The following is a 23505-nucleotide window of genomic DNA, read 5'->3' as shown; positions in this document are numbered from 1 at the left end:
ATCAAGGGCAGCGGAAGAACCCTTGCAGGGCGCGATCTGCCTGCTAACAATCCGGCATCGAAATCTTGTCTCCGGAGTTTGCCACATGACCCTCGACGAAGCGCTGAAGGCGCGGAAATCCGTGCGTGCCTTCAGGCCCGATCCCGTACCGCTCGACCTGCTCAAGGAAATTCTCGAACTTGCCCGGTGTTCGCCCTCCGGCACCAACATCCAGCCCTGGAAAGTGCATGTGGTGGCAGGCGAGACGCGCCGCCGCCTCGAAGAGGAAGTGCTCGCACATCGCGAAACGCGGCCAACCGATGCGAGCGCCGAATTTCCGCGCACGTCAAAGCGCAAGGAGCCCTACACCACGCGCATGCGCACGCTCGGCAAGGCGATGTATGGCCTTCTCGGCATTCCGAAGGGAGACGAAGCCGCGAACTGGCGGCAATGGGGCCGCAACTACCAGTTCTTCGACGCGCCGGTCGGTCTCATCTTCACGATCGACAAGGATCTCGACGCCATGAGCTTCATCGATATCGGCATCTTCATGCAGTCGATCATGCTGGCGGCGAAATCGCGCGGGCTCGACACCTGTTCGCAAGGCGCCTGGAACAGCTTCTGGAGTGTGACGCGGCGCGTCCTGAACGTGCCGGACGATGAATACATCGTCTGCGGCATGTCGCTCGGCTATGCGGACGAGACGGCGCCCGTGAACACGCTCGTCGCCGAACGCGAGCCGCTGGACAGCTTCGCGACGTTTCACGGCTTTGCGTGAGAAAGCTCAGAAGCGCGGGCGGCCAAGCGGATGAACGGGAGCCGCGCGGTCGCCCGTCATCGCCGCCTGCCCTGCCGGAAGCGACCGATTGAAATAGAAACCGTTCTGGATCACGACCATGGTCTGCCGGTTGCCGACGCCGCCGGTGAACCCCGCAAGTTCCACGGAGCCCGTGAGGTCCGCATCTCGCCGGGCGCAGCCGCATTCTTCTTCGGCCCAGGGGTCGACCCAGTGAGGGCCTGCCCCGCCCGCCAGCTCTTCGGGCGCCCAGGGATCGATCCAGCGCACTTCTTCCGCCGCCGCCGGCCCCGCAAGGCAAGCCAGAAACCCGGCCAGAATGAAAAGACGCGCGCCCATGACAACCCCGTCACTGTTTCATATTGAAACATAGGCCGGGAGATCGGCGGATTCAACGCCGCAAAGTCGCGGGATTCCGGGAGTTTGCCAAAATCCCCGTCGCGGCTATCCTCCCCGCCACAAGAAACCGACAAAAAGTCAGGGAGCACGACATGGCGGAATATAATCGCCCGCTACCCTTGCCGACGCCCGAGACCCAGCATTTCTGGGCCGGCTGCCGCGAGGGAGAACTGAGACTGCAACGCTGCACGAGTTGCAAGGAAAGCTATTTCCCACCCCGCCCCTTCTGTCCGGCCTGCAGCTCGCGCGAGGTCGAGGTCTACAAGGCCAGCGGCAAGGCAACGCTTTACAGCTACATCATCAACCATCGCCCGCGCCCCGATTTCGGCGACAAGCCGCATTCGATCGCGGTCGTCGAACTCGCCGAAGGGCCGCGCATGATGACGAACATCGTCGACTGCCCGCAAACGCCGGAAGCCCTCGTCCTCGACATGCCCCTCGAAGTGACCTTCGAGAAGGCGAACGACGAGATCAGCCTCCCGAAGTTCCGTCCCGCGAAAGGCTGAGTCGATGAAGCAGAAAACAGTAGCCGTCGTCGGCGCCGCCGAAACGACGGAAATGGGCAAGATCCCGAACACCTCGCAACTGATGCTGCATGCAGACGCCGCATTGAACGCGATGAGGGATGCGGGTCTCACCGCGAAAGATATCGACGGCATCGCGACGGCGGGCGACAGCCCGGTCGAGGTCGCGCATTATCTCGGCATCACGCCGACATGGGTCGACGGCACCAGCGTTGGCGGTTGTTCCTTCATGCTGCATGTCCGCCACGCGGCGGCGGCGATCAACGAAGGTCTCTGCAACACGGTGCTCATCACCCACGCGGAATCGGGCCGCTCGCGCGTCGGCGCGCGCCGCTTCAGCCGCGATCCGGCAAGCCAGCAGGGCCAGTTCGAAGTGCCCTACGGCATCACCAATCCGCCGACCATGTTCACCATTCCGGCGCTGCGCTACATGAAGCAATATGGCGTCACGGAAGAGGACATCGCCAATGTCGCCGTGGTGCAGCGCGAATGGGCGGGCATGAACCCGCGCGCCTCCTTCCGCGATCCGATCACGGTGGACGATGTCCTCAACTCGACGATGATCGCCTGGCCGTTCCGCCTTCTCATGTGCTGCCTGGTGACGGATGGCGGCGGCGCGCTGATCCTGACAAGCGCCGAGCGCGCGAAGGACTTCCCGCAGAAGCCCGTCTACATTCTCGGCACGGGCGAGAGCTGCGAGACGCCGATGATCAGCCAGATGGCTGACTTCACGACGTCCAGGGCCTTCCGCGTCTCCGGCAAGAAGGCTTTCGACGAGGCCGGCATCAAGCATTCCGATGTCGACCACCTGATGATCTACGATGCCTTCGCGCATCTGCCGGTCTACGGGCTCGAAGACCTCGGCTTCTGCGAGCGCGGCGAAGGCGCCGCCTTCATCCGCGAGGGCAAGACGCGGCCGGGCGGCATCCTGCCGCTCAACACCAATGGCGGCGGCCTCTCCTACATGCATTCGGGCATGTACGGCATGTATGCGTTGCAGGAGAGCGTGCGCCAGATGAGGGGCATCGCGCCCGCTCAGGTGCCGGGAGCGAAAATCTCCATCGCGCATGGCGTCGGCGGCATGTTCGCCGCATCCGGCACCATCGTCTTCTCGAACGAAGCGCCCTAGAGCAGATCACGATGGAACGGAATCGCTTTGCGATCCCGTTTCATCGTGAAAATCTGCTCGTCGCTTGTAGTCTGGACCGTTTTCCGAACCGGCAGGTGGTTCCCCCTGCCTGGAAAACGGTCTAGAGCGTTTTCAGGAAAAGTGCCTCCTTTGAAATTCAAGGTGGCGGTTTTCCGTCCGAAAACGCTCCAACAAACAAGAAGGAGGCCGGCATGGACCTTGCCAAACCCAGGATCGATGTCGGCCTCTTCACGACCAATCTCGAGCCCATGCTCGACTTCTGGCAGAACGAGATCGGACTGCCTTTCGACCACATGCTGCCGCTGGGCAACGGATTGCAGCAGCACCGCCACGACCTTCTGGGCTCGGTGCTCAAGATCAACCATTCGCGAAACGAGCTGCCGGCCGTGCCGCCTTCCGGCTACCGCGAATTGCTGATCGCACGCGAAGGATTGCTGGGGCCCAAGCGCCTCACCGATCCGGACGGCAACCGCGTGACGCTGGTCCCGCCAGGCGCCCACGGCATTGAGCGGATCGGCATCCGCCTCGGTGTGCGCGACGTGAACGCGCATCGGCGCTTCTATGCCGTGTCGCTCGGCCTGCCCGACGTGCCCGAACAGGGCGGCGGCAGCTTTCTCTGCGGCGACAGCGTCATTCTTTTCGAGAAGGCGGAAAACGCACAGCCCGACCCCGTCATGGAAGGGCCGGGCTGGCGCTACATCACGATCCAGATACGCAATGTCGACGAGGAACATGCCCGCATCCTCGCCGGCGGCGGCCGCGAGGGCCGCGCCCCGGCGACATTGGGCAAGGTCGCGCGCATCTCCTTCATCCGCGATCCCGACGGCAACTGGATCGAGATGTCGCAGCGCGCCTCGCTCGTCGGCGCGCTGGACTGACAACACTCCCCCGCTGCGCTAGACTGCACCGAACGGGCCCAGGGAGAAAACATGCTCAAGATCTATCACGCGAAAAACACGCGTTCCGTCCGCATCGTCTGGCTCTGCGAGGAGCTCGGCATTCCTTACGACCTGAAGACGCTCAACTTCTCGCCCGACGATCTTCAGTCCAAGGCCTACCTGGCCGTCCACCCGCTCGGCAAGGTGCCGTCCATCGACGATGACGGTCTCATCCTGAACGAGTCGGGCGCCATCGCGCAGTATCTCCTCGCAAAGCACGGGAAAGGCCGCCTCGAGCCCAAGCCCGGCACCGTGGATCATGGAAAGTATCTGTACTGGTTCCATTTTGCGGAGGCGACCTTCATGGTCCCCCTCGGCAACATCGCGCAGCACTCCTTCATCCGGCCGGAAGACAAGCGCATTCCGCAAGTGGCCGCCGAGGCGGTCGAGAGCGCGAAAAAGATGCTCGGCGTTCTCGAACAGGAACTGGCCGGCAAGGACTTCATCTGCGGCAAGGACTTCACCGCAGCCGACATCATGCTCGGTTACTCGCTGCTGCTCTGCAAGATGTTCGGCCTGCTGACCGGCGAATATCCCAATACAGGCGCATATTTCGCGCGGCTCGCCGCACGGCCCGCCTTCCAGAAGGCAACGGCCTGAACAGGGAACGAGGGAGGCTTTCATGGGATACAAGACCATTGATGTGAAGCCGGTTTCCGGCGCGCTCGGCGCGGAGATCGAGGGCGTTGACCTGTCGAAGGAGCTTTCGAACGAAACCTTCGACGACATTCACCAGGCCTTCCTCGACCATGTCGTGATCTTCTTTCGCGACCAGCACATAAGTCACGAACAGCACAAGGCGTTCGGCCGCCGTTTCGGCACGCTCAACATCCACCCTTACGTGAAGGGCATGAACGGGCATCCAGAGATCATGCAGATCGTGAAGGAGCCGGAAGACCGCATCAACTTCGGCGGCGGCTGGCACTCCGACATGTCGTTTCTGGAAGAGCCGGCGCTCGGCTCGATCCTCTATGCGAAGGAAGTGCCTCCCTATGGCGGCGACACGCTCTGGGCGAACCAGTATCTCGCTTACGAAACGCTGTCGGACGGCATGAAGAAGATGCTTGAAGGCCTGAAGGCCATCCATACGGCAAAAGGTGAATACAGCGAGCGCGGCGCCTCCGCGCAGCGGCGCAAATCGATGAACGTGACGGTCGCCGGCGATGACACGCCCTCCTTCGAGCATCCCGTCCTGCGCACCCATCCGGAGACGGGCCGCAAGGCCCTCTACGTCAATCCCGCCTTCACCGAGAAGTTTGTGGGCATGACGAAACGGGAAAGCCGCCCTCTCCTCGACTTCCTCTTCGAGCATTGCACGCAGGAACAATTCACCTGCCGCTTCCGCTGGACGAAAAACGCCATCGCCTTCTGGGACAACCGCGCCGCTCAGCATTTCGCGCTGAACGACTATCATGGTCACAGGCGTCACATGGAGCGCGTGACCGTGAACGGCGACCGTCCCTTCTGAAAAATGTCGTAACGAGCGGCTATGGGCGGGGATAAGATTTTTCGCAGCGCTGCGAAGCCCGGTTCAAATGCGGGATAAGTCGCGGCGGACGGAAACTGTGACGTTTCAATGACATTTCGATGACAGTCGAACCGCTTTATCCCCGCTTTCGCTCATCCGCTCCGTATACGGATCGCACCTATTCCGCCGGCACCTGTGAGCGGCGCGCGGCCTTCGCCGCGAGCCGGCGCTCGCGCCCACCGGCGATGATGAGGTAGACGGTCGGCACCACGAACAGTGTCAGCAGCGTACCGAAGCTGATGCCGCCGACGATGACATAGCCGATCGACCTGCGGCTCTCCGCACCTGCCCCGGAAGCCAGCGCCAGCGGCAAAGCGCCAAGCACCATGGCGCCCGTGGTCATGAGGATGGGACGCAAGCGAAGGCTCGCCGCTTCGACGACGGCGTCATAAACCGACATCCCCTTCTCGCGGAGTTGGTTCGAGAACTCGACGATCAGGATGCCGTGTTTGCTGATAAGGCCCACCAGCGTGATAAGCCCGACCTGACTGTAGATGTTGAGCGTCGTGTTTGTGAGGAAGAGCAGCATCAGCGCACCGGCAAGCGACAGCGGCACACTGACGAGAATGATGACGGGATCGATGAAGCTCTCGAACTGCGCCGCCAGCACGAGGTAGATGAAGAGCAGCGCCAGCACGAAAGTAACCGCAATGGTGCCGGAAGATTTCACGAACTCGCGAAGCTGACCGTTGAGATCGGTCTGCGCCGTCGCGGGAAGAAGCCGCTGCGCCGTATCGTCCAGGAAGGCGAGCGCTTCACCCATTGAATAGCCTGGAGAAAGCGATGCCGAAATGGTTGCCGAACGCAGCTGGTTGAAATGGTTGAGCGCGTTCGGCGCAACCGTTTCCCTCACGTCGATGAGGTTCGATAGCTGCACCATTTCACCCTTCCCGCCACTCACGTAAATGTCGCGAATATCGGTCGGTGTGCGGCGTTCGTCGTCGGCCACCTGAATGATGACGTCATACTGTTTGCCGCCTTGCTCGTAACGCGTCACCTGCCGCCCGCCAAGCAACGTTTCCAGCGTACGCCCGACAGTTGCGACGCTGATTCCGAGGTCCACCACCTTGTCGCGATTGACCTGGATATCGAGTTGCGGCTTTTGCAGCTTGAGGTTCGTATCCGGATTGACGAAACCCGGATGCTGCCGGATCTCATCCATCATCGCATTCACATAGCTTTCGAGTTCCTCATAGGTACCCGACGCCTGGATGACATATTCGACCGGCTGTGACCGGCCGCTCTGGCCGAGCGACGGCGGATTGACGGCGAAAGCCATGATGCCCGGTATCCGCCCGAGCTTCGGCTGCAGCTCGGCGACGATTTCCTGCTGCGAGCGGCTGCGCTCTCCCCAATGCACAAGGCGCGAGAAAGAGACGAGGTCGGTGATCTGCGGAAACCCGGAAACGACGAGGTATCCGGTCACTTCCGGAATATCGACAAGGAATGTTTCGATCTGCTTGGCATAACGTCGCGAAAACTCGAGCGTCGCGCCTTGCGGTGCCTGCCCGACGATGAGTAGCGTCCCGCGATCTTCGAACGGCGCCAGCTCCTGTCGCAACAACGAGAAGAGACCGACGCAGGAAAGGGCAACCGCCGCCGCAATGCCGACGATCAGCCCGCGACGGCCAAGCGCCTGGCCGAGCACACGCTTGTAGCCCGCATCGAGCGCATCCAGGCGCTCGCGCAGCCAGCGCTGAAGCCGGCTTTCCTTCGTTTCGTGGCGGAGCAGCTTCGAGCAGAGCATCGGCGTCAGCGTCAGCGCAATGAAGCCCGACACAACCACGGTTCCCGCCAGCGTGAGCGCGAATTCCAGAAAGAGCTTGCCCGTCCGCCCTTCGGCGAAGCCCACCGGCGCATAGACCGCGGCCAAAGTAAGCGTCATTGCAATGACGGCGAAGGTAATCTGCTTCGAGCCGTCGATCGCGGCCTGGAAAGGTGCTTTCCCTTCTTCGATGTGGCGATAGATGTTCTCGAGCATCACGATCGCATCGTCCACGACGAGGCCGATCGCCAGCACCATCGCCAGCAGCGTCAGCGTATTGATGCTGAAGCCGAGCATCAGCATGATGGCAAAGCTCGTGATCAGCGAAATCGGTATCGTGACGACCGGAATGAATGACGCCCGGAGCGTCCGCAGGAAGACGAAGATCACGAGAACGACGAGGATGACCGCCTCGAAGATCGTCTCATAGACCGAGTTGATCGATTCAGCGATGAAGATGGATGTATCGTAGCCGACGAAGGATGCCATGCCGATGGGCAGCGTCGGCGCAAGATCGTCCAGCGCCTTTCGAACATTCGCGGCCACCTCCAGCGGGTTGGCCGTTGCCTGCTTGATCACGCCCAGCGAGATCGAGGTCTCGCCATTATAGGTTGCCGACCGGCGCTCGTCTGCGGCCGCCACCTCGACGCGCGCCACCTGGTTGAGACGCACCTGAAAACCGTCCGTCTCTTTCACGACGATGTTGCCGAATTCCTCCGGAGTCTGGAGCGCGGTCTTTGCCAGCACCGTGAATTCGCGGTCGATACTCTCGATGCGGCCCGAAGGAATTTCTGCGTTCTGCGCACGCACCGCATTCTCGACATCCTGCACCGTGAGGCTGTAGGCCGCGAGCCGCGAGCGGTCGACCCAGATGCGCATCGAATATTCGCGTCCGCCGAAAATCGTCACCTGCGCGACGCCCGGCTGATTTTGCAGCCGGTCGGTAACGATGCGGTCGAGATAGTCGGTGATTTCCAGCCCCGACATGCGATCGCTCTTGAAGGCGATGTACATGATGGGCTGCGCATCCGCCTCAACCTTGGCGATGATGGGTTCGTCGATCTCGTCCGGCAGATTTCCCCGTGCACGGCCGACACGATCGCGCACGTCGCTCGCCGCGACATCGGGGTCGGTCTCCAGCGTGAAGCGAGCCGTCACCTGGCTTTCCTCGGCGCGGCTCGTGGAGGAGAGAACCTCGATGCCTTCGATGCCTGCCATCGAATCTTCGAGCGGTTGCGTCACTTCACGTTCGATGACGGAGGCGCTCGCACCGCGATAGGTTGTCGTCACCGTCACGACGGGCTCGTCGATCTCCGGATATTCGCGCACGGAAAGGCGGTCATACGAGACGAGACCGATCAGCATCAGGATAAGGCTTACGACCGTCGCAAAAACCGGGCGACGGATGAAGAGCTCGGAAATGTTCACGTCTCTTTTCCCTGCCTATTCGGCTGCGGCATCGTCGCCCGCCTGGGGCGACCCGATTTTCGCATCTTCGCCGTTCGCAACTTCAACCGGCGCACCGTTCTGAACCTTGAGCTGGCCGCTCACGATGACCGTATCGCCGCCCTCGACGCCTGCCAGGATTTCGACTTCGCCCGGCACGCGCGTACCGATCGTCACAGGGCTCATCTTCGCGTGCCCGTCGACAACGATGAAGACGGCCCTGTCGCCGGTCGGCGTGGTCACAATCGCAGCTTCCGGCAGCATGATCGAGCGGCGCGTATCGGTGACGATCTCGACACGGCCGAAAAGACCGGGCCGGAGCTTTCCATCGACATTCCGGATGATCGCGCGAACGCTGAGCGCCCGCCCCTCGACGCTCACCACAGGGTCGAGTGCGCTGATGACACCGGTATAAACCTGCTCAGGCAACGCATCGAAGACGACGTTCACTTCCTGCCCTTTTCCGACCTCGGTCAGGAAGACTTCGGACACACGAAAATCGATGCGAAGATTGTCCACATCGGCAAGCGTGGTGATCGCCTGTCCGGCGGTCACATACTCGCCGAGGCTCACCTGCCGCAATCCGATGATGCCGCTGAACGGCGCCGTGATGGTCGCCTTGTGCAGCGCCGTCTCCGCCGCGGCGACTTCCGCTTCCGCCGACTTGAAATCGTTGAGCGCCTCGTCGCGCGCGCGTGCCGTGCCCGAACCTTGCTTCAGCAACTGCTCCGCACGCTGGTAGTTCGCACGCGTCAGCGTCAACCGCGCCTCGGCCTGCATAAGCCGCGCTGTCAGGTCCTTGTCGTCCAGCGTGATGATGAGGTCGCCTTTTTCGACGCGCTCGCCATCCTCGAAGTCGATGCTTGTGACGATACCGGTAATCTCGGGGCGCACGGTGATCGCCTGGTCGGCCTGCAGCGTACCGAGCGCAGAGACCTGAAGATTGACATCCCTTTTTTGAGCCTCAACCGCTTCGACCACGGGCGCCGGCCAACCGCCCTGCTGTCCCTGTCCCAGGACAACGCCGTAAAGCCTGTAGACGAACAGCACCGCGAGCGCTGCCAGAAGAACGGCGCCGAGAACGATCAGCATGCTGCGGGGAGAAAGCGTCTTCAGGGACTGGATATCGAACTTCATGAATATCGCTCTTGAGGCTGCAACCTGTCGGACGGCCCATGCGCCTGCCAGCCGGCGCATTGCGCAAGGAAACAGGTGGGCGGCGTGGATGGTCTGGAATAGGCCATTTACCGGGGCGCGAAAATGGCAATTTGCCAGCATGTCCCCAACGACACGGCAAAAAACGGCCGTGCCGGAACAACTTCGGGTGATCGGAAATGGATGGCAATGGTGGGCGTGACAGGGATTGAACCTGTGACCCCTTCGATGTCAACGAAGTGCTCTCCCGCTGAGCTACACGCCCATTGCCACGGGGAGGGTCCGGACGCCTCAGGCGTCCGCCGGACGCAAGCGACCGGAGGCCGTTCGTATATCTAGGATGAACCGCAAAGACAAGCCGGAAACGGCGGTTTGGGGTCGGGTGAGAGAGGCTCTCAGGCAGCCGCCATCAGGCGGTCGACTTCGGCCACGAGGTCGCGCAGATGGAAGGGCTTGGAAAGCACCTTCGCCTCACGGGGGGTAGCGACCTCCGGATTGAGGGCGACGGCGGCAAATCCCGTGATGAACATGATCTTGAGCGTCGGATCGAGCTCCGCCGCAAGCCGGGCAAGCTCGATTCCGTCCATCTCCGGCATCACGATATCCGTCAGCAGAATGTCGAATACGTCTTCCTTGAGGCAGCCATGGGCCTCGTCGCCCTTCCCGCAGGGCACGACATCGTGTCCCGCGTTCTCAAGCGCCTTGGCCAGAAACCTGCGCATGGATTCATCGTCTTCCGCAAGGAGAATTCGTGCCATTTGCCCAGCCCGATAATCGTCAGATTGCCCATTTTTCGCGGTTTCGTCGCAGCCCCGGCCGCCCGCGAATCCATGAAGGAACACTAGGACGCGAAGAGTAAACAGGATGTGAAGCCCCAAGGGAATGACACCCATTCCGGCTCCAATTTTGATGCCTGTGGTTCCAGCGCACACCGTGCTGGCTGAACCGGAACACCTTTAATTCGCCGCCCTGTCGCTCCTCGCGCTACAGGCGTGCTATGGTTTCCGGCGTGCGCTCCGGCGCAGAAAGAAAATGGTGACAAGGCAGGCAGCGACCCCGTCCGATGGATCTGGCCCCCGAGACAACCGCAGATGACACGACGCCCGGCGGCGCGGCTTTTGGGGGCGATGAAGCCGGTCTTTTCGAGCAGCCGATTATCGTCGAACGGCCCGCCACGCAGCAGATTCCTTTCGTCTTCAGTTCGCCCCATAGCGGCCGCTACTATCCGGAATCCTTTGTGAAGGGCTCGAATCTCGACCCGGTCACACTGCGCCGCTCGGAGGATTGTTTCGTCGAGGAGATTTTCGGCGGAGCCGTGGCCCTTGGCGCCCCCCTCCTGCAGGCCCGGTTCCCCCGCGCCTATCTCGACGCAAACCGCGAGCCTTACGAGCTCGATCCCACCATGTTTGCCGAGCCGCTGCCGCCACACGTCAACACGCGCTCGCTTCGCGTGGCTGGGGGCCTCGGCACCATTGCGCGGGTCGTCGCCGATTCGGCGGAGATCTACCGCGAGCCCCTCGCCTATGCCGTTGCCGAACAGCGTATCGCGCATCTCTACATGCCGTTCCACGAAACGCTCAGGGAACTCCTGGAACAGACGCTCAAGACCTTCGGTTGTGCCGTCCTGATCGACTGCCACTCCATGCCCTCCGTCGGCGGCCCCGCGGATGAAGACAGCGGCTTCGACCGGCCCGATATCGTGCTCGGAGATCGCTATGGCACGTCCTGTGCCGCAGCGGTCACGGCCGAGGCCGAACGCATCCTGAAACGCCTCGGCTACAGCGTTGTCCGCAACAATCCTTACGCAGGCGGCTTCAACACCGAGCACTATGGCCGCCCCGCACAAGGCCTCCACGCCCTGCAGATCGAACTCAACCGCGCGCTCTACATGGACGAACTGCGGCTTGAGCGATCGAGAAATTTCATGCGGGTACGCGCCGACATGGCGGCCTTCGCCGCCGAAATGGCCGAGCGCGACTGGTCGGCCCTCGGAGCCGGCATGCGTGGGGCTGCCTTCTGAAAATCCAGGTTTTTCAAGGATGTCCCGGCAACGGGACAAAAAAAGGGGCCCTGGCGAACCAGGGCCCAAGTTTAGGGAGGAAACGCCCAGGAAGGGCTACGGCAAAGGGAGAAAGTCTCAACCAATGCCGCGATGCACAAGATGACATTGCGCTGCACACAAATCAAGGCCGAAACCGGAAATTTTTGCGCAGCGCAGCAAAAAATTTTTGCGCCTAAGTTATTGGCATAAAGCGCTTTCTTTAGACATTTGCGTTGCGGGAATAGCCAAAATGTGCGGCGCAACACCGCACCCGGAACACCATCCACCCGCTAGGCGCCAGCCGCCCGGAAAGCTTCCTGCGCCCGTTCGCAAGCGGCGCCATCTCCTATTTCTCCGAAATCGCCGCGCAGAGCCTTCAGCGCATTCCTTTCCCGGCCGATCTCGGAGGCCGTGCGCACCCCGAACCGCCGCAGGATCGGCACCGGAGGGCACCAGCCCTGGGTCGCATGCTGAAAGAGGAAGCCGCTGACGAGCGCCGGCAGGAAGAGCCACTTGCGGCTTGCCGTCGCCCCGAGGGCAACGCCAGCAAGCGTGATCGAAGCAGCGTTCGCCTCCAGCGTGCGTTCGATATCCCATTCCCGGTCGAGTTCCTCCAGCCGGACGTCAATCTCCTTCGGATGCTCCGCGAAATAACTCACCCTGCTCTCCGATTCCCTGCGGATCCGGTCATTGATTTCATCCGCCGTATGGGCCGAAACACGCTCCGTGGTCGCTTCCATGTCCGAAACTCCTTGGTCGTTAACGTTGAAGAACCAACCGATCCGCCCGTCTCACGGTTCCCGCGATAAATCAAAAAGCGTCATCCAAAAGGTTTTTTAAGGTCTTACGGCGAAGATGGCCCCGTTATCGACTGCTGGAACGGGGTTTATGGCTAAGTATCGCGACGATCGCTCACCGGCGGCACGACGCTTCATTCTCGGCGCCGCCGCCTTCGGCATGCTGGCGCTGGCGACGGGCGCCTATGCTGCGCAGAGCCCCGAACCGGTCATGGCCGGCAACGCGGACCCCTCGACGCTCTGCGAGGACGCCGCGATCCACCATGAACACATGAACGGCCTGCCCCGCGCACTTCTGGCCGCCGTCGCCATGGCCGAATCCGGCCGCTATGACCGCACGACGCGCAAGGCGCGCGCCTGGCCCTGGACGATCAACGCAGAAGGCCGCGCCTATTATTTCAAGACGAAGGCCGAAGCCGTCGCGACGACGCGGCGCCTTCTCGCCAGCGGCATGCGTTCGATCGATGTCGGCTGCATGCAGGTGAACCTTCGCTACCACCCCGATGCCTTCGCGAGCCTCGAAGACGGCTTCGATCCGATGACGAATGTCGCTTACGGCGCCGACTTTCTGATGCGCCTGCACGACCGCTCGGGTTCATGGCCGGAAGCCGTCGCGAATTATCATTCGCAGACCGAAGCGCGCGGCGACCGCTATTTCGCCCGCGTGATCCGCATCTGGCAGAACGAGCGCGAGCGCGTCGTGAACCGTACAGTTGCCGCGCTCCAGCCGAAGATCGATTTGACGGGTGTCTTGAAACCCGCCATCGGCCATGGCGTCGAAGTCGTTCCCGCACAGGAAGAGACGATCGCCGCTATCGCATATCGCCCGGCGCCCAAGGTGCTCGACACGATACCGGAACAGAGCGTGCGCGAAACGGCGAGCGCGGCCGTCGGCCTCAGACTCTCGATCGCCGAAGGCGATGTCGAAACGGAAATCGCGGCGACCGGCAGACCGGCACCGCGTGTGCTCGAGCCGATGCCTGCTTCGGCCAGCCCGACACTTGTCGCGGAAGCGTCACTGCCCGGCGCGTAGGATCGAGCGACTAAAGGGCACCACAGCGGGGGGATACGAATGTTCGGCACGGCATTGAAGGATCTCGCTGAGGCGCTCAACAATTCCGCGCTCTGGCAGATCGTCGACATTCTCTCGGCCCTCTTCATCATGGGCATCGGCTGCGTGGTGCTCGCCATTGTCGCACTTTACGTCATCGACAGCACCCAGACGAAGCACGCCGTGCGCCGCAACTATCCGGTGATCGGCCGCTTCCGTTACATATTCGAAGCGCTCGGAGAATATTTTCGGCAGTACTTCTTTGCGATGGATCGCGAAGAGCTTCCCTTCAACCGTGCACAGCGCGCCTGGGTCTACCGCGCAGCGAAAGGCGTCGATACCACGGTCGCCTTCGGTTCCACGCGCGACCTCCGTCCGGCAGGCACCGTCACCTTCGCGAACTGCCCCTTCCCGCCGCTCGACGAAAACGCCGCCGACACGGCCATTGTAGAAATCGGCTCTTATGCGCGCATTCCGTACCGTACCGCATCGATCTACAATATTTCCGGCATGAGCTTCGGCGCGATCTCGAAGCCGGCCGTGCTGGCCCTCTCCAACGGCGCGCGCATGGCGGGCGTCTGGCTCAACACCGGCGAAGGTGGGCTCTCTCCATTCCATCTTGAGGGTGGCGCCGACATCGTCTTCCAGATCGGCACCGCGAAATATGGCTGCCGCGACGAAACCGGCGCCTTGTCCGACGACAAACTCAGGGCGCTCGCCGCCATCGAACAAATCCGCATGTTCGAAATCAAGCTCAGTCAGGGTGCAAAGCCCGGCAAGGGCGGCATCCTGCCCGGAGCGAAAGTAACCGGAGAAATCGCGAGCATTCGCGGCATTCCGGAAGGAACGGACTCGATCAGCCCGAACCGTCATCCGGAAGTCGAAAACATTTCCGACTTGCTCGATTTCGTCAGCCATGTACGCGATATCACGGGAAAGCCCGTCGGCTTCAAGCTCGTCCTTGGCGCCTACGACTGGCTCGACGATCTCTGCGAGGAGATCAACGCGCGCGGGATCGAGAACGCACCCGACTTTATCACAGTGGACAGCGCGGACGGCGGCACCGGCGCTGCACCCATGCCGCTCATCGACTATGTGGGGTTGCCGATCTGGGAAAGCCTGCCAATGCTGTGCGATGCGCTGGAGCGTCACAAGCTGAAGTCGCGCATCCGCGTCAACGCCAGCGGAAAGCTCATCACTCCGGCGGAAGTCGCATGGGCGCTTTGCGTCGGCGCGGACTTTGTGTGCTCCGCCCGCGGCTACATGTTTGCACTTGGATGCATCCAGGCGCTCCAGTGCAACAAGAATACTTGTCCGACAGGCATCACCACGCACAATAAGCGTCTGCAGCGCGGGCTTGATGTCACAGACAAGGCTGAACGTGTTCGTCGTTATGCGGAACGCGTGAAACAGGAAGTCTGCGTCATCGCGCATTCCTGCGGCGTGACGGAGCCGCGCAGGCTGAAGCGTACCCATGCGCGCATCATGGGCCCCGAAGGCGTGTCGCTTTCGCTTGAAGACTACTACGCACGATGGAACACGCTTTCGGAGCTGCCTTCGCGCAACGGCATCGGCCGTCCGCGCTTCGAAGGCAAGGCCGACGCCGCCTAACCGGGAACCACCATCCTCAGGAACTGCGTACCGCGCTCGATGGTCTGGGGCAGAAATCCGCGATCGTCGCCGTCCACCTCGACGGCAAGACCCTCCGGACCCTGAACGTCGATGCGGCGCGCCGGCAGAACCTCGACGCTTGAAAGACGCGGCACCATCCCGAGCCCCAGCGCCGCGAGATAAACGGCGAAGGCGAAACGCGAAGGCTTCTTGAACAAGAAGAGCGTGAGTCCCGGATGCGTTATGTCGGCATCGGGTGCAAGCACGAAAGGTCCAGCGTAGTGGCGGCCATTGGTAACGATGGCCCAGGCGGCGCGCTTCTCGCGGCCGTCCACGACGAGACGGATGTCGTGCGCAGGCCCGCGCACCCATGCCTTGAGCCCCGACCAGATGAAAGCGCCCTTACCCCATAGACGCTTCAGCTTCGGGTCGATGCCGTGGACGATCTCACCATCGAAGCCGATGCCGACCATCATGAGAAAAATCTCGTTCTGGACGAGACCCGTCCCGATGAGCTCCGCCGGACCGCCGAGCAGCATCGACGCCACATCCTCCGCCCTCTGAGGAAGTCCGATCTCGATAGCCAGAACATTCGCCGTGCCGAGCGGCACGATGCCGAGCGGCACGCCCTGCCCGAGCAATCCGCGCGCGATTTCGTTGATCGTGCCATCGCCGCCTGCGGCCACAATGACATCCGCATGGCCCGCGCGGGCGGCAGCGCGAGCGAGCTGCGTCGCATGACCCGCGGCCTCGGTAAGCTCGATCGTCACATCTGCACCGGCAGCGCGCAAGCGCCCGACGACGTCATCCAGCAGGTGACGCTTACGCTTGCCGGCGGTCGGATTGAGGATGATGTGAATGAAGCGGCGAAGCGCCAAAGCGGGGATATCCGGAGGCTGTTGTCACACGAATGTCATCGAAACGTCACATACCGCCGCGACGACGGTGCCCGATTAGCCGAGAAAAGTAATCCCCGGTCAACCGCGATCCTCGATCCGGTCGAGAATCGCGATGGCGGCAGCCGAAAGGATGAAGGCGATCGCCATGGTGACGATGGTGTGGGAAAGATAATGTTGTCCCCGGGCCATCTGGTAGATGCCGAGTGCCCAACCGCCCGTGAGTCCCGGCATCAGATAGCGCCAGGAAAGGCGCGCATGGACGGGCGCCATGACACGGGCTCCGAGAAGACCGAAACCGGCAGCGGCATGTCCCGCCGGCCAGCAGCGCAGATGCTCATTGAGCGGAACGAGAGCGAAGAGGCGATCCCAGATCGCCACATGCGGATAGGGACCAGCAAAGACCGTTTCCTGCACCGGACAGGAGACGCCCGTCGAGTTCTTGATGGCGCCGACGAGAAGCGCCGTCAGCCCGAGAACGAGGAGACCGGCGAGGAACCGCGTGTCGAAGGATTGCCAGCGCTTCGTGAAGCCGCGCCATGCAAGCCAGAGAAGCGAGACGACGCTGGCGGCGACGAGGAATATTTTCGGACCGCGATAGAGAAGCCAGTAAGCCGCGCCCCTGTCGTCCGGCGGGAAGAACCATGCGTCCGCCGCCGCATCGAAGAAGGGCATCGCGAGCCGGAGATCGAGCGCATGCACGGGGGGCCAGAGCGTCAGCACCGCGATGGCGGCAAGAGACAGGGAGACTTCCGGCGAGCGCAGAAAGCCGCGGCGCGAGGCGTCGGCCAAAGTGTCGCTCACGGGCGGGCCGTCTGGTCTGGGGCGGGTGAGCCCGCCACGTGAGCTATGGTCGCGCCTGGACGACAGGACGCGAACACATCGAGATCGGCCTGATAGACCTCGGTGCGGACACCGAACATCCCAAGCACGGAATGGAAGAGATTGTCGTGACTATAGGCCGCGTCCGCCCCATCGCGGACGCAAGCCATGTCGAGCGCGGATGCCGCTCGATATCCGCGCGAGGCCCAGAACAGCATGGGCACATGCTTCTGCGTGTCGGGCGCAAACGCGTAGGGCATGCCATGCAGGTACATGCCGCCCTCGCCGAGCGATTCGCCGTGGTCCGACGCATAGAGGAAAGCGGTATTGAAACGGTCCGACGCCCCGGCAAGCACGTCGATCACTTCCGACAGGAAGCGATCCGTATAGAGGATCGAGTTGTCATAGGTGTTGACGATCTCCTCTCGCGAGCAGGACTGAAGCTGGTTCGTGTCGCAAGTCGGCGCGAAGACGCGGTAGTCGCCGGTATAGCGCTTGAAATAGGACGGACCGTGACTGCCGATCTGGTGCAGCACGACGACAAGGTCGCGGTCGTTTGCCGCGAGCGCGTCCCGAAGCTGTTCGACCAGAAGATCGTCCAGACAATCTCCGCCGTCGCAGTACTGCTTGTCGTTGAGGCTCCAGGTGGTCTCGGTCGGCACGCGCGCGCAAACGCCCTTGCAGCTTGAATTGTTTTCGAGCCAGAGCACGTCGACATCGGCGCGGACGAGGATGTCGAGCAGGTTCTCGCGCGATTGCGCCTTCGTCACCGAATAATGCGACCGGTCGAGGTCGGAAAACATGCAGGGCACGGATTCGGCCGTCGACGTGCCGCAGGAACGCACTTCGCCGAAGCTTACCACGCCGCGCTTTTCAAGTTCAGGGTTGGTGTCTCGTCCATAGCCATTGAGCGAGAAATGATCGGCGCGCGCCGTCTCGCCGACGACAAACACCAGGACGGTCTTCTTGCTATCCGTGCTTATCGGTATCGGCCCGCGATCCACCCGCGCCGCGATGCGCTCGAACGGCGCCGTCATTCCCTCGGGAATGGCCGTCGCATAGCGCACGGAAGCGTATATGGCGGCGGAAGGATTGATCATGAAGCGCACTTCGCGGTGCCCGCGCACCAGAACCGCATAATCCTGGAAGAAGACCGCCGCGACGAGGCCGACAAGGGCAAGGCTGCCGAGAACCGTGGCGCCGCGGAAGAGAACCTCGCGCCGCCAGCCCGACAGGCGAAGCGGAACGGCGATGATGGCAAGCGACGGAAGAATGCCGAACAGGGCCATGTGGACCAGAAAGCCCAGGTTCATCAGGTCGCCGACTTCCCGCGTATCCGTCTCGATCACATTGGCGATCATGGTCCGGTCCATCAACGCGCCATAGGCGGAGGCGAAGTAGGAAACGGCGGCCGCAGTGACAACGACAAGGATGAGAACGGGCTTCAACAGGCGCGGAAAGGCGAAGGGCTGCAACACGAGGTTGAAGGCGATGCCGAGGAAAAGGCCTATCGAGCCCAGAAAGACCAGATCCTTCAGCGAGCGGCCCGGCCACCAGCCGAGCACCGCCGACCACAATTGCGCATTGTAGAAGAGCACGAGCAAGGCCGAGACGGCGAGCGTCAATACCAGCGGATGCACGGGTGGCAACCGCAGCAGGCCGAACCGTTGCAGAAGGGCCTTGGACAGGGTCGAAAGAGGCATACGGGTTCCTGACGGCAGTTCACGCGCGACGGCGTTCATGCGCTTGGCGGGCTCCATTTCCCGGCCCGCTCTGTGGAATCCACCGGAACCTACTTACAGGAAGCTTACAGGGAGTAGGGTGCGACCTTTTTAGGCAGGCGAAGGGTAAAGACCGCCCCCCGGCCCGGCTCCCGGCCGACGTCGATACCGCCGCCATGAACGGCGGCAATGCGCTGGGCGATGGACAGGCCAAGGCCGGCACCATTATAGGCGCCCGGCTTTATGCGCACGAAACGCTCGAAAATCCGCCCCGCGTCGGCGGGAGGGACGCCCGGTCCGCCGTCGATGACGGCGAGGCTCGCGTCCGCCCCCACCCTGATCTCGACGCTCGTGCCGCGGGGCGTATGGGCAAGCGCGTTTTCGACCAGATTGCGAAGGGCGAGCGCCAGGAAGTCGCCATTCCCGCGGACCGGAACGGGACCGCCCTCGCCCGTGAGTTCGATGGACTTGCCCGCGGCGAGCGCCTGGGGCCCCAACTGCTGCGCGACCGACAGGGCGACGCCATGCAGGTCCGCCTCCTCGCCCGGCCGCAACACCAGATTGTCCACCTGCGCGAGGCGGAGAAGCTGCGAAACGAGGCGCTCGATGTCGCCGAGCTCCTCGATCAGCTGAGGGACTTCATCGAGGCTCGAAAGCGTTTCGATATTCGCCTTGAGTACGGCAAGCGGCGTGCGCAGCTCATGGGCGGCATTGGCCGTGAACTCGCGCTCGCGCCTGTATCCCGCCTCAATGCGCTGGAGCGAGCTGTTCACCGCCTGCACGAGGGGCACGATCTCGGAGGGGATGTCTTCTTCCGGCAGGCGCCGGTCGAGCGACGTTGGCCCGATGTTCCTTGCCTGGAAGGAGAGCTGCCTCACAGGCGCGAGCGACTGGCGGACCGTCCACACCGTGACGGCGACGATGCCAAGGACGAGCACCACCAAAAAGGCCCATGACCGCTCGAGGAACTCTGCGACAAGGGAGTCGGCAAGCACGTCGGGATGGGCGGAGCCCTGCGCGACCTGAAGGTAGAGCGGCGGCTGCGCGCCCGCGAGACGCACCGTGATGCCGTAATAGGAACCGCGGCCCGTGAAGTCGATATGGCTGAAATAGGGATCCCCTCCCGCCGCAGGAAGAGGCGCAAGCGGCTGGCGGATGTCATGCGATGCAGCAAGCACGCGGCTTTCCGCGTCGACGATGAGATAGACATATTGACGATCGGGATGGCTGTAGCCTTCCTCAAGCGCTTCGGGCAGGGAGACAAGGGGACGGCCGCCGGCTGCGATGCTTATGTAGGAAGCAACATCGGCAGCCTGGGCCTCGAGTGCCCGGTCGCGCAGCGAATCCCGCTCGGTCAGATACTGAACCTTCAGGATCACGAGCAGCAGCAGAAAGCTCACTGCCACGATTGTAAGCACGCGCCGTGTGAGGCGCGCGGTCAGCGACGGCGAGGCAATGTTGCGGAGGCGCTTCATGCGGCGGGGCTCAACAGATAGCCGATGCCGCGCAGCGTATGAACCTCGACATCGGCTCCCGCTTCGCCAAGGCGCTTGCGCAGGCGATGGATCGCAACCTCGATGCTGTTCGAGGAAACCTCGTCCCCGAAGGCATAGAGGCTTTCCTCGATCGCGTCCTTCGGCACGACGCGGCCCTGGCGGCGAAGCAGGATTTCGAGAAGGTCGGTTTCGCGACGGGAAAAGGCAGCGGTCACGCCGCCGATCGAAACCTCCCGAGCGACCGTGTCGAAGGAGACATTTCCCGCAACGAGCATGCGGCCGAGCGCCTGCCCCGGACGACGCAGAAGGGCGCGGAGCCGCGCGACGAGCTCCTCCATCGCGAAGGGCTTGAGGAGGTAATCGTCCGCCCCGGCGTTGAGGCCTTCGACACGGGCCTCGAGCGCATCGCGCGCCGTCAGCACGAGGACCGGCAGCTCGCTTCCCGACCGCCGGAGAGCGGCGAGAAACTCGAGCCCGTCCCCGTCGGGCAGACCGAGGTCGAGAATGGCGATGTCGTAGCGCGCGGTGCCGAGAGCCGCCTGCGCGCCTTCGAGGTCATGGCAGATGTCGGCCGCAAAGCCTGCCTTTTCGCAGCCCTTGGCGACAAGTGCCGCAAGGCGGCGGTTATCCTCGACGATCAGAATGCGCATGAAAACAATCTAGCACAGGAAAAGAACCGTCTGCACAAGGACTTAGCAGGCGAAACGCCGCACGGGGCCGGCCGGTCACTGTCACATAAGTGTCATCGTAACGTCACGATACCTTGTTGCAGCGCACCCATACTCCCGGCGTGACAGAAGACAGGAAAACGATTCGCAGAACCCGCGCAGCTCGAGATTGGCGCGATGAAAGATCGGGCACATGACATTGTTCGATAGCAGCTTGTTCGACAAGTCCCGCGAGCCCGCGGACGGCCTGCCCGCCCTCCCCGCCGCCAGGGCCGCGAAGAAGGCCCGCAAGGAGGCCGCCCGCGCAAAGGCCAGGCGGAACGGCCTCGACGAAAGATTGCTGGGGCCCCGCCCGAAGCACCGCAGGCAGCACAGAACGCTCTTCCTCTCCGACATTCATCTGGGAACGCCGGGCTGCAAGGCCGAGCTCCTGCTCGACTTCCTGCGCCACAACGACGCCGAGACCTTCTACCTCGTCGGCGACATCATCGACGGATGGCGCATCAAGCGCTCCTGGTACTGGAACGCGGCACATAACGCGGTGGTGCAGGAGCTGCTGCGCAAGGCGCGCAAGGGCGCGGCCATCATCTATGTGCCCGGCAACCACGACGAGGCGCTGCGCGACTACACCGGCCTCAACTTCGGCGGCGTCGACGTGATCGGCGAAGCGATCCACGAGACGGCGGACGGGCGGCAATTCCTCGTCATCCATGGCGACCAGTTCGACAGCGTCGTGAAATACGCCAAGTGGCTCGCCCATCTCGGCGACCGCGCCTACGGGATCGCGCTCGCGCTCAACAACTGGCTGCACGAAATCCGCCGCTTCTTCGGCCTGTCCTACTGGTCGCTCTCGGCCTACCTGAAAAACCGGGTGAAGAACGCGGTCGAATATATTTCGAGCTACGAACAGGCCGTCGCCCGCGAAGCGCGAGAACGCGGCGTGGACGGCGTGATCTGCGGCCATATCCACCATGCGGAAATCCGCGACTTCGACGGCGTGCTCTACTGCAACGACGGCGACTGGGTGGAAAGCTGCACGTCGCTCTCCGAGGACGAAACGGGCGCGCTCACCCTCATCACCTGGCAGACCTTCTCCTGGAACACGGAACTCGCAAACGGCGAGACCGAACCGGCCGAGGAAGAGGACATGCCCCAAACGGTGCCAACGGCTGCCTGACATGCCCCATACATCGGAACCTCTTCCCTCCACGCCCCGCAAGAAGCGCCGCGTGGCAAGGCTTCTCGGACGCCTGCGCGGGCGCCCGCTGCCGCGCGATGTCGGCCGCTTCTGCGAGACGCTGCGCATCGTCATCGTGTCCGACGCCGCACCGCCGCAGGTGAACGGCGTGGTGCGCACGCTGCAGCAGCTTACCCAGAACCTCACCTCGCTCGGCCATGAGGTGACCTTCATCACGCCCGACCTCTTCACCACCGTGCCGATGCCGAGCTATCCCGAAATCAGGCTCGCGCTCCTTCCCGGCCGCAAGGTCGCGCGGCTGATCAAGGAAGCGAACCCGAACGCGATCCACATTGCGACGGAAGGGCCGCTGGGCATGTCGGCGCGCCGTTTCTGCATTCGCAAAGGCATTCCCTTTTCCACATCGTTCCACACGCGCTTCGCCGAATATCTCAACGCACGCACCGGCATTCCGCTCTCATGGGGCTATGCGTTTCTCCGGCGCTTCCATGCGAAGTCGACGGCGCTGATGGTGGCGACGCCTTCGCTGCAAGCGGAACTGCGGGAACGCGGTTTCGGCGAGCCGGTGATCTGGTCGCGCGGCGTCGACACGGAACTCTACAAGCCCCGGCCCGATCTCGCGGACCAGCACCCGATGGGGCTCGCGCGCCCGGTCTGGCTCAATGTCGGGCGCGTGGCGGTCGAAAAGAATATCGAGGCCTTCCTCGAACTCGATCTGCCGGGCACCAAGATGGTGGTGGGCGACGGACCGCGCCTCGACTACCTGAAGAAGAAGTTTCCCGACGCGCATTTCGCCGGCCCCCTCTTCGGCGAGGAACTGGCAGAAGCCTATGCGGCGGCTGATGTCTTCGTGTTTCCGAGCAGGACCGACACGTTCGGCCTCGTGCTGATCGAGGCGATGGCGGCGGGAACGCCCGTCGCAGGCTACCCCGTGCAGGGACCGGGCGACGTGCTCGCCTTCACAGCCGATGGCGCGAAGGCCGGCGCGCTGGACGAAGACCTGAAGACCGCCTGCATGGCGGCGCTGCGCCTCGACCGCAAGGATGCCCGTGCCTATGCCATGATTTTCGCCTGGGACGCATGCGCAAGGCAGTTCATTTCGAACCTCGCGCTGGAGGAGATGCCGGTGGAGGAAGAGGTGACCCGCGAACTGGCGGCGGCGACGGCGACGGCGTAGTCCCTCCTCCCGTTTCACGTCATGGCCCGGCTTGTCCGGGCCACCCACGCCTGCCCCGGCGAAAGCCGGGGTCTTTGGCAAAGTGCAATCAAGGAAGACGTGGATGACCCGCATGAAGCCACTGCTGTCCGGTTTAAATTTTCCCGGTCTGGTTCAAGCTTTTGATTTTGCGAGCGAAACGCCTGTTCGCCAGCACTCGGGACTCGGAACCGCGAAATTGAGTTTACTGGATCACCCGGATGTTCCGATCGGCTCCGAATTCAGAAAGCCGGGCCGTTTTCAAAACCCAAAGCCGTCATGGCCCGCTTTATGCGGGCCATCCACGTCTTTGTGGCACGGAAGGCAGG

22 protein-coding genes and 1 tRNA gene are annotated in these 23505 nt (G+C 62.8%); 12 read left to right on the top strand and 11 right to left on the bottom strand.

What is annotated here, in order from left to right:
- The first annotated feature begins 85 nt into the window (after positions 1 to 85).
- Complete coding sequence (locus ACKUUH_RS12060; RefSeq protein ID WP_407950167.1) at positions 86 to 757, top strand: nitroreductase; 672 nt, start codon at positions 86 to 88, stop codon at positions 755 to 757.
- Between the two features lie 6 nt (positions 758 to 763).
- Here ACKUUH_RS12060 and ACKUUH_RS12055 read toward each other — a convergent pair whose 3' ends face one another.
- Positions 764 to 1114, bottom strand: a complete 351-nt coding sequence (locus tag ACKUUH_RS12055; RefSeq protein ID WP_407950166.1) for a hypothetical protein — start codon at positions 1112 to 1114, stop codon at positions 764 to 766.
- A gap of 152 nt (positions 1115 to 1266) precedes the next feature.
- On the opposite strand from ACKUUH_RS12055, the gene ACKUUH_RS12050 reads away from it, so the two are divergent.
- The 5 genes from ACKUUH_RS12050 to ACKUUH_RS12030 all read left to right on the top strand — a co-directional run bounded on the left by ACKUUH_RS12050 (position 1267) and on the right by ACKUUH_RS12030 (position 5254).
- A complete protein-coding gene (locus ACKUUH_RS12050) occupies positions 1267 to 1680 on the top strand; it encodes an OB-fold domain-containing protein (protein WP_322311360.1) in 414 nt (137 codons plus the stop codon).
- A 4-nt stretch (positions 1681 to 1684) separates the two neighbouring features.
- Positions 1685 to 2827, top strand: coding sequence for a thiolase C-terminal domain-containing protein (locus ACKUUH_RS12045; RefSeq protein WP_407950165.1), 1143 nt, complete (start codon positions 1685 to 1687; stop codon positions 2825 to 2827).
- A 212-nt stretch (positions 2828 to 3039) separates the two neighbouring features.
- Positions 3040 to 3726: a VOC family protein gene (locus ACKUUH_RS12040; protein ID WP_407950164.1), complete on the top strand. Its 687-nt coding sequence runs from the start codon at positions 3040 to 3042 to the stop codon at positions 3724 to 3726.
- 51 nt (positions 3727 to 3777) lie between these two features.
- Positions 3778 to 4386: a glutathione S-transferase family protein gene (locus ACKUUH_RS12035; protein ID WP_407950163.1), complete on the top strand. Its 609-nt coding sequence runs from the start codon at positions 3778 to 3780 to the stop codon at positions 4384 to 4386.
- A 22-nt stretch (positions 4387 to 4408) separates the two neighbouring features.
- On the top strand, positions 4409 to 5254 hold the full coding sequence (locus ACKUUH_RS12030) for a TauD/TfdA dioxygenase family protein (RefSeq protein ID WP_407950162.1): 846 nt from the start codon (positions 4409 to 4411) through the stop codon (positions 5252 to 5254).
- A gap of 178 nt (positions 5255 to 5432) precedes the next feature.
- On the opposite strand, the gene ACKUUH_RS12025 is transcribed toward ACKUUH_RS12030, so the two are convergent.
- The 4 genes from ACKUUH_RS12025 to cpdR form a co-directional block, all read right to left on the bottom strand.
- Complete coding sequence (locus tag ACKUUH_RS12025; RefSeq protein WP_407950161.1) at positions 5433 to 8507, bottom strand: efflux RND transporter permease subunit; 3075 nt, start codon at positions 8505 to 8507, stop codon at positions 5433 to 5435.
- 15 nt (positions 8508 to 8522) lie between these two features.
- Positions 8523 to 9662: an efflux RND transporter periplasmic adaptor subunit gene (locus ACKUUH_RS12020; RefSeq protein ID WP_407950160.1), complete on the bottom strand. Its 1140-nt coding sequence runs from the start codon at positions 9660 to 9662 to the stop codon at positions 8523 to 8525.
- A 208-nt stretch (positions 9663 to 9870) separates the two neighbouring features.
- Positions 9871 to 9945: transfer RNA gene (locus ACKUUH_RS12015), tRNA-Val, on the bottom strand.
- Between the two features lie 130 nt (positions 9946 to 10075).
- Positions 10076 to 10438: a cell cycle two-component system response regulator CpdR gene (gene cpdR, locus ACKUUH_RS12010; protein ID WP_407950159.1), complete on the bottom strand. Its 363-nt coding sequence runs from the start codon at positions 10436 to 10438 to the stop codon at positions 10076 to 10078.
- A gap of 305 nt (positions 10439 to 10743) precedes the next feature.
- On the opposite strand from cpdR, the gene ACKUUH_RS12005 reads away from it, so the two are divergent.
- Complete coding sequence (locus ACKUUH_RS12005; protein ID WP_407950158.1) at positions 10744 to 11700, top strand: N-formylglutamate amidohydrolase; 957 nt, start codon at positions 10744 to 10746, stop codon at positions 11698 to 11700.
- 311 nt (positions 11701 to 12011) lie between these two features.
- On the opposite strand, the gene ACKUUH_RS12000 is transcribed toward ACKUUH_RS12005, so the two are convergent.
- Positions 12012 to 12461: a DUF2892 domain-containing protein gene (locus tag ACKUUH_RS12000; protein WP_407950157.1), complete on the bottom strand. Its 450-nt coding sequence runs from the start codon at positions 12459 to 12461 to the stop codon at positions 12012 to 12014.
- Positions 12462 to 12609: 148 nt separating this feature from the next.
- Between ACKUUH_RS12000 and ACKUUH_RS11995 the strand changes: the two genes are divergently transcribed.
- Both ACKUUH_RS11995 and ACKUUH_RS11990 read left to right on the top strand, forming a co-directional pair.
- On the top strand, positions 12610 to 13551 hold the full coding sequence (locus ACKUUH_RS11995; protein WP_407950156.1) for a lytic transglycosylase domain-containing protein: 942 nt from the start codon (positions 12610 to 12612) through the stop codon (positions 13549 to 13551).
- Between the two features lie 39 nt (positions 13552 to 13590).
- Entirely contained in the window at positions 13591 to 15180 is a 1590-nt protein-coding gene (locus ACKUUH_RS11990; protein WP_407950155.1) for an FMN-binding glutamate synthase family protein, read from the top strand.
- On the opposite strand, the gene ACKUUH_RS11985 is transcribed toward ACKUUH_RS11990, so the two are convergent.
- The 5 genes from ACKUUH_RS11985 to ACKUUH_RS11965 all read right to left on the bottom strand — a co-directional run bounded on the left by ACKUUH_RS11985 (position 15177) and on the right by ACKUUH_RS11965 (position 20765).
- Positions 15177 to 16058, bottom strand: coding sequence for a diacylglycerol/lipid kinase family protein (locus ACKUUH_RS11985; protein ID WP_407950154.1), 882 nt, complete (start codon positions 16056 to 16058; stop codon positions 15177 to 15179). The two genes, ACKUUH_RS11990 and ACKUUH_RS11985, sit on opposite strands and share 4 nt — an antisense overlap.
- A gap of 99 nt (positions 16059 to 16157) precedes the next feature.
- Entirely contained in the window at positions 16158 to 16880 is a 723-nt protein-coding gene (locus tag ACKUUH_RS11980) for a phosphatase PAP2 family protein (protein WP_407950153.1), read from the bottom strand.
- Positions 16877 to 18601 carry a phosphoethanolamine transferase gene (locus tag ACKUUH_RS11975; RefSeq protein WP_407950152.1) on the bottom strand — a complete coding sequence of 575 codons (1725 nt, stop codon included), beginning with the start codon at positions 18599 to 18601 and terminating at the stop codon, positions 16877 to 16879. The genes ACKUUH_RS11980 and ACKUUH_RS11975 overlap by 4 nt, the downstream gene beginning before the upstream one ends.
- Before the next feature lie 104 nt (positions 18602 to 18705).
- Positions 18706 to 20094, bottom strand: a complete 1389-nt coding sequence (locus ACKUUH_RS11970) for an ATP-binding protein (protein WP_407950151.1) — start codon at positions 20092 to 20094, stop codon at positions 18706 to 18708.
- Positions 20091 to 20765, bottom strand: a complete 675-nt coding sequence (locus tag ACKUUH_RS11965) for a response regulator (protein WP_407950150.1) — start codon at positions 20763 to 20765, stop codon at positions 20091 to 20093. Before ACKUUH_RS11965 ends, ACKUUH_RS11970 begins: the two co-directional genes overlap by 4 nt.
- Positions 20766 to 20976: 211 nt before the next feature.
- On the opposite strand from ACKUUH_RS11965, the gene ACKUUH_RS11960 reads away from it, so the two are divergent.
- The 3 genes from ACKUUH_RS11960 to ACKUUH_RS11950 form a co-directional block, all read left to right on the top strand.
- Positions 20977 to 21960 (top strand): UDP-2,3-diacylglucosamine diphosphatase, encoded by a 984-nt coding sequence (locus tag ACKUUH_RS11960; RefSeq protein WP_407950149.1) that lies wholly within the window; start codon positions 20977 to 20979, stop codon positions 21958 to 21960.
- Positions 21961 to 22081: 121 nt separating this feature from the next.
- A complete protein-coding gene (locus ACKUUH_RS11955) occupies positions 22082 to 23158 on the top strand; it encodes a glycosyltransferase family 4 protein (protein WP_407950197.1) in 1077 nt (358 codons plus the stop codon).
- 103 nt (positions 23159 to 23261) lie between these two features.
- Positions 23262 to 23505: hypothetical protein (locus tag ACKUUH_RS11950; RefSeq protein WP_407950148.1), on the top strand; the 244-nt coding region annotated here is incomplete at its 3' end.

This window comes from Parvibaculum sp., from assembly GCF_045863935.1.
Classification (GTDB): domain Bacteria; phylum Pseudomonadota; class Alphaproteobacteria; order Parvibaculales; family Parvibaculaceae; genus Parvibaculum.
The sequence above is the reverse complement of the archived record's forward strand: the minus strand, read 5'-3'. Positions and strand labels throughout refer to the sequence as shown.

Coding starts and splice junctions, on each gene's coding strand:
- ACKUUH_RS12060 (WP_407950167.1), top strand. CDS start 86: ATGACCCTCGACGAAGCGCTGAAGGCGCGGAAATCCGTGCGTGCCTTC.
- ACKUUH_RS12055 (WP_407950166.1), bottom strand. CDS start 1,114: ATGGGCGCGCGTCTTTTCATTCTGGCCGGGTTTCTGGCTTGCCTTGCG.
- ACKUUH_RS12050 (WP_322311360.1), top strand. CDS start 1,267: ATGGCGGAATATAATCGCCCGCTACCCTTGCCGACGCCCGAGACCCAG.
- ACKUUH_RS12045 (WP_407950165.1), top strand. CDS start 1,685: ATGAAGCAGAAAACAGTAGCCGTCGTCGGCGCCGCCGAAACGACGGAA.
- ACKUUH_RS12040 (WP_407950164.1), top strand. CDS start 3,040: ATGGACCTTGCCAAACCCAGGATCGATGTCGGCCTCTTCACGACCAAT.
- ACKUUH_RS12035 (WP_407950163.1), top strand. CDS start 3,778: ATGCTCAAGATCTATCACGCGAAAAACACGCGTTCCGTCCGCATCGTC.
- ACKUUH_RS12030 (WP_407950162.1), top strand. CDS start 4,409: ATGGGATACAAGACCATTGATGTGAAGCCGGTTTCCGGCGCGCTCGGC.
- ACKUUH_RS12020 (WP_407950160.1), bottom strand. CDS start 9,662: ATGAAGTTCGATATCCAGTCCCTGAAGACGCTTTCTCCCCGCAGCATG.
- cpdR (WP_407950159.1), bottom strand. CDS start 10,438: ATGGCACGAATTCTCCTTGCGGAAGACGATGAATCCATGCGCAGGTTT.
- ACKUUH_RS12005 (WP_407950158.1), top strand. CDS start 10,744: ATGGATCTGGCCCCCGAGACAACCGCAGATGACACGACGCCCGGCGGC.
- ACKUUH_RS12000 (WP_407950157.1), bottom strand. CDS start 12,461: ATGGAAGCGACCACGGAGCGTGTTTCGGCCCATACGGCGGATGAAATC.
- ACKUUH_RS11995 (WP_407950156.1), top strand. CDS start 12,610: ATGGCTAAGTATCGCGACGATCGCTCACCGGCGGCACGACGCTTCATT.
- ACKUUH_RS11990 (WP_407950155.1), top strand. CDS start 13,591: ATGTTCGGCACGGCATTGAAGGATCTCGCTGAGGCGCTCAACAATTCC.
- ACKUUH_RS11975 (WP_407950152.1), bottom strand. CDS start 18,601: ATGCCTCTTTCGACCCTGTCCAAGGCCCTTCTGCAACGGTTCGGCCTG.
- ACKUUH_RS11970 (WP_407950151.1), bottom strand. CDS start 20,094: ATGAAGCGCCTCCGCAACATTGCCTCGCCGTCGCTGACCGCGCGCCTC.
- ACKUUH_RS11965 (WP_407950150.1), bottom strand. CDS start 20,765: ATGCGCATTCTGATCGTCGAGGATAACCGCCGCCTTGCGGCACTTGTC.
- ACKUUH_RS11960 (WP_407950149.1), top strand. CDS start 20,977: ATGACATTGTTCGATAGCAGCTTGTTCGACAAGTCCCGCGAGCCCGCG.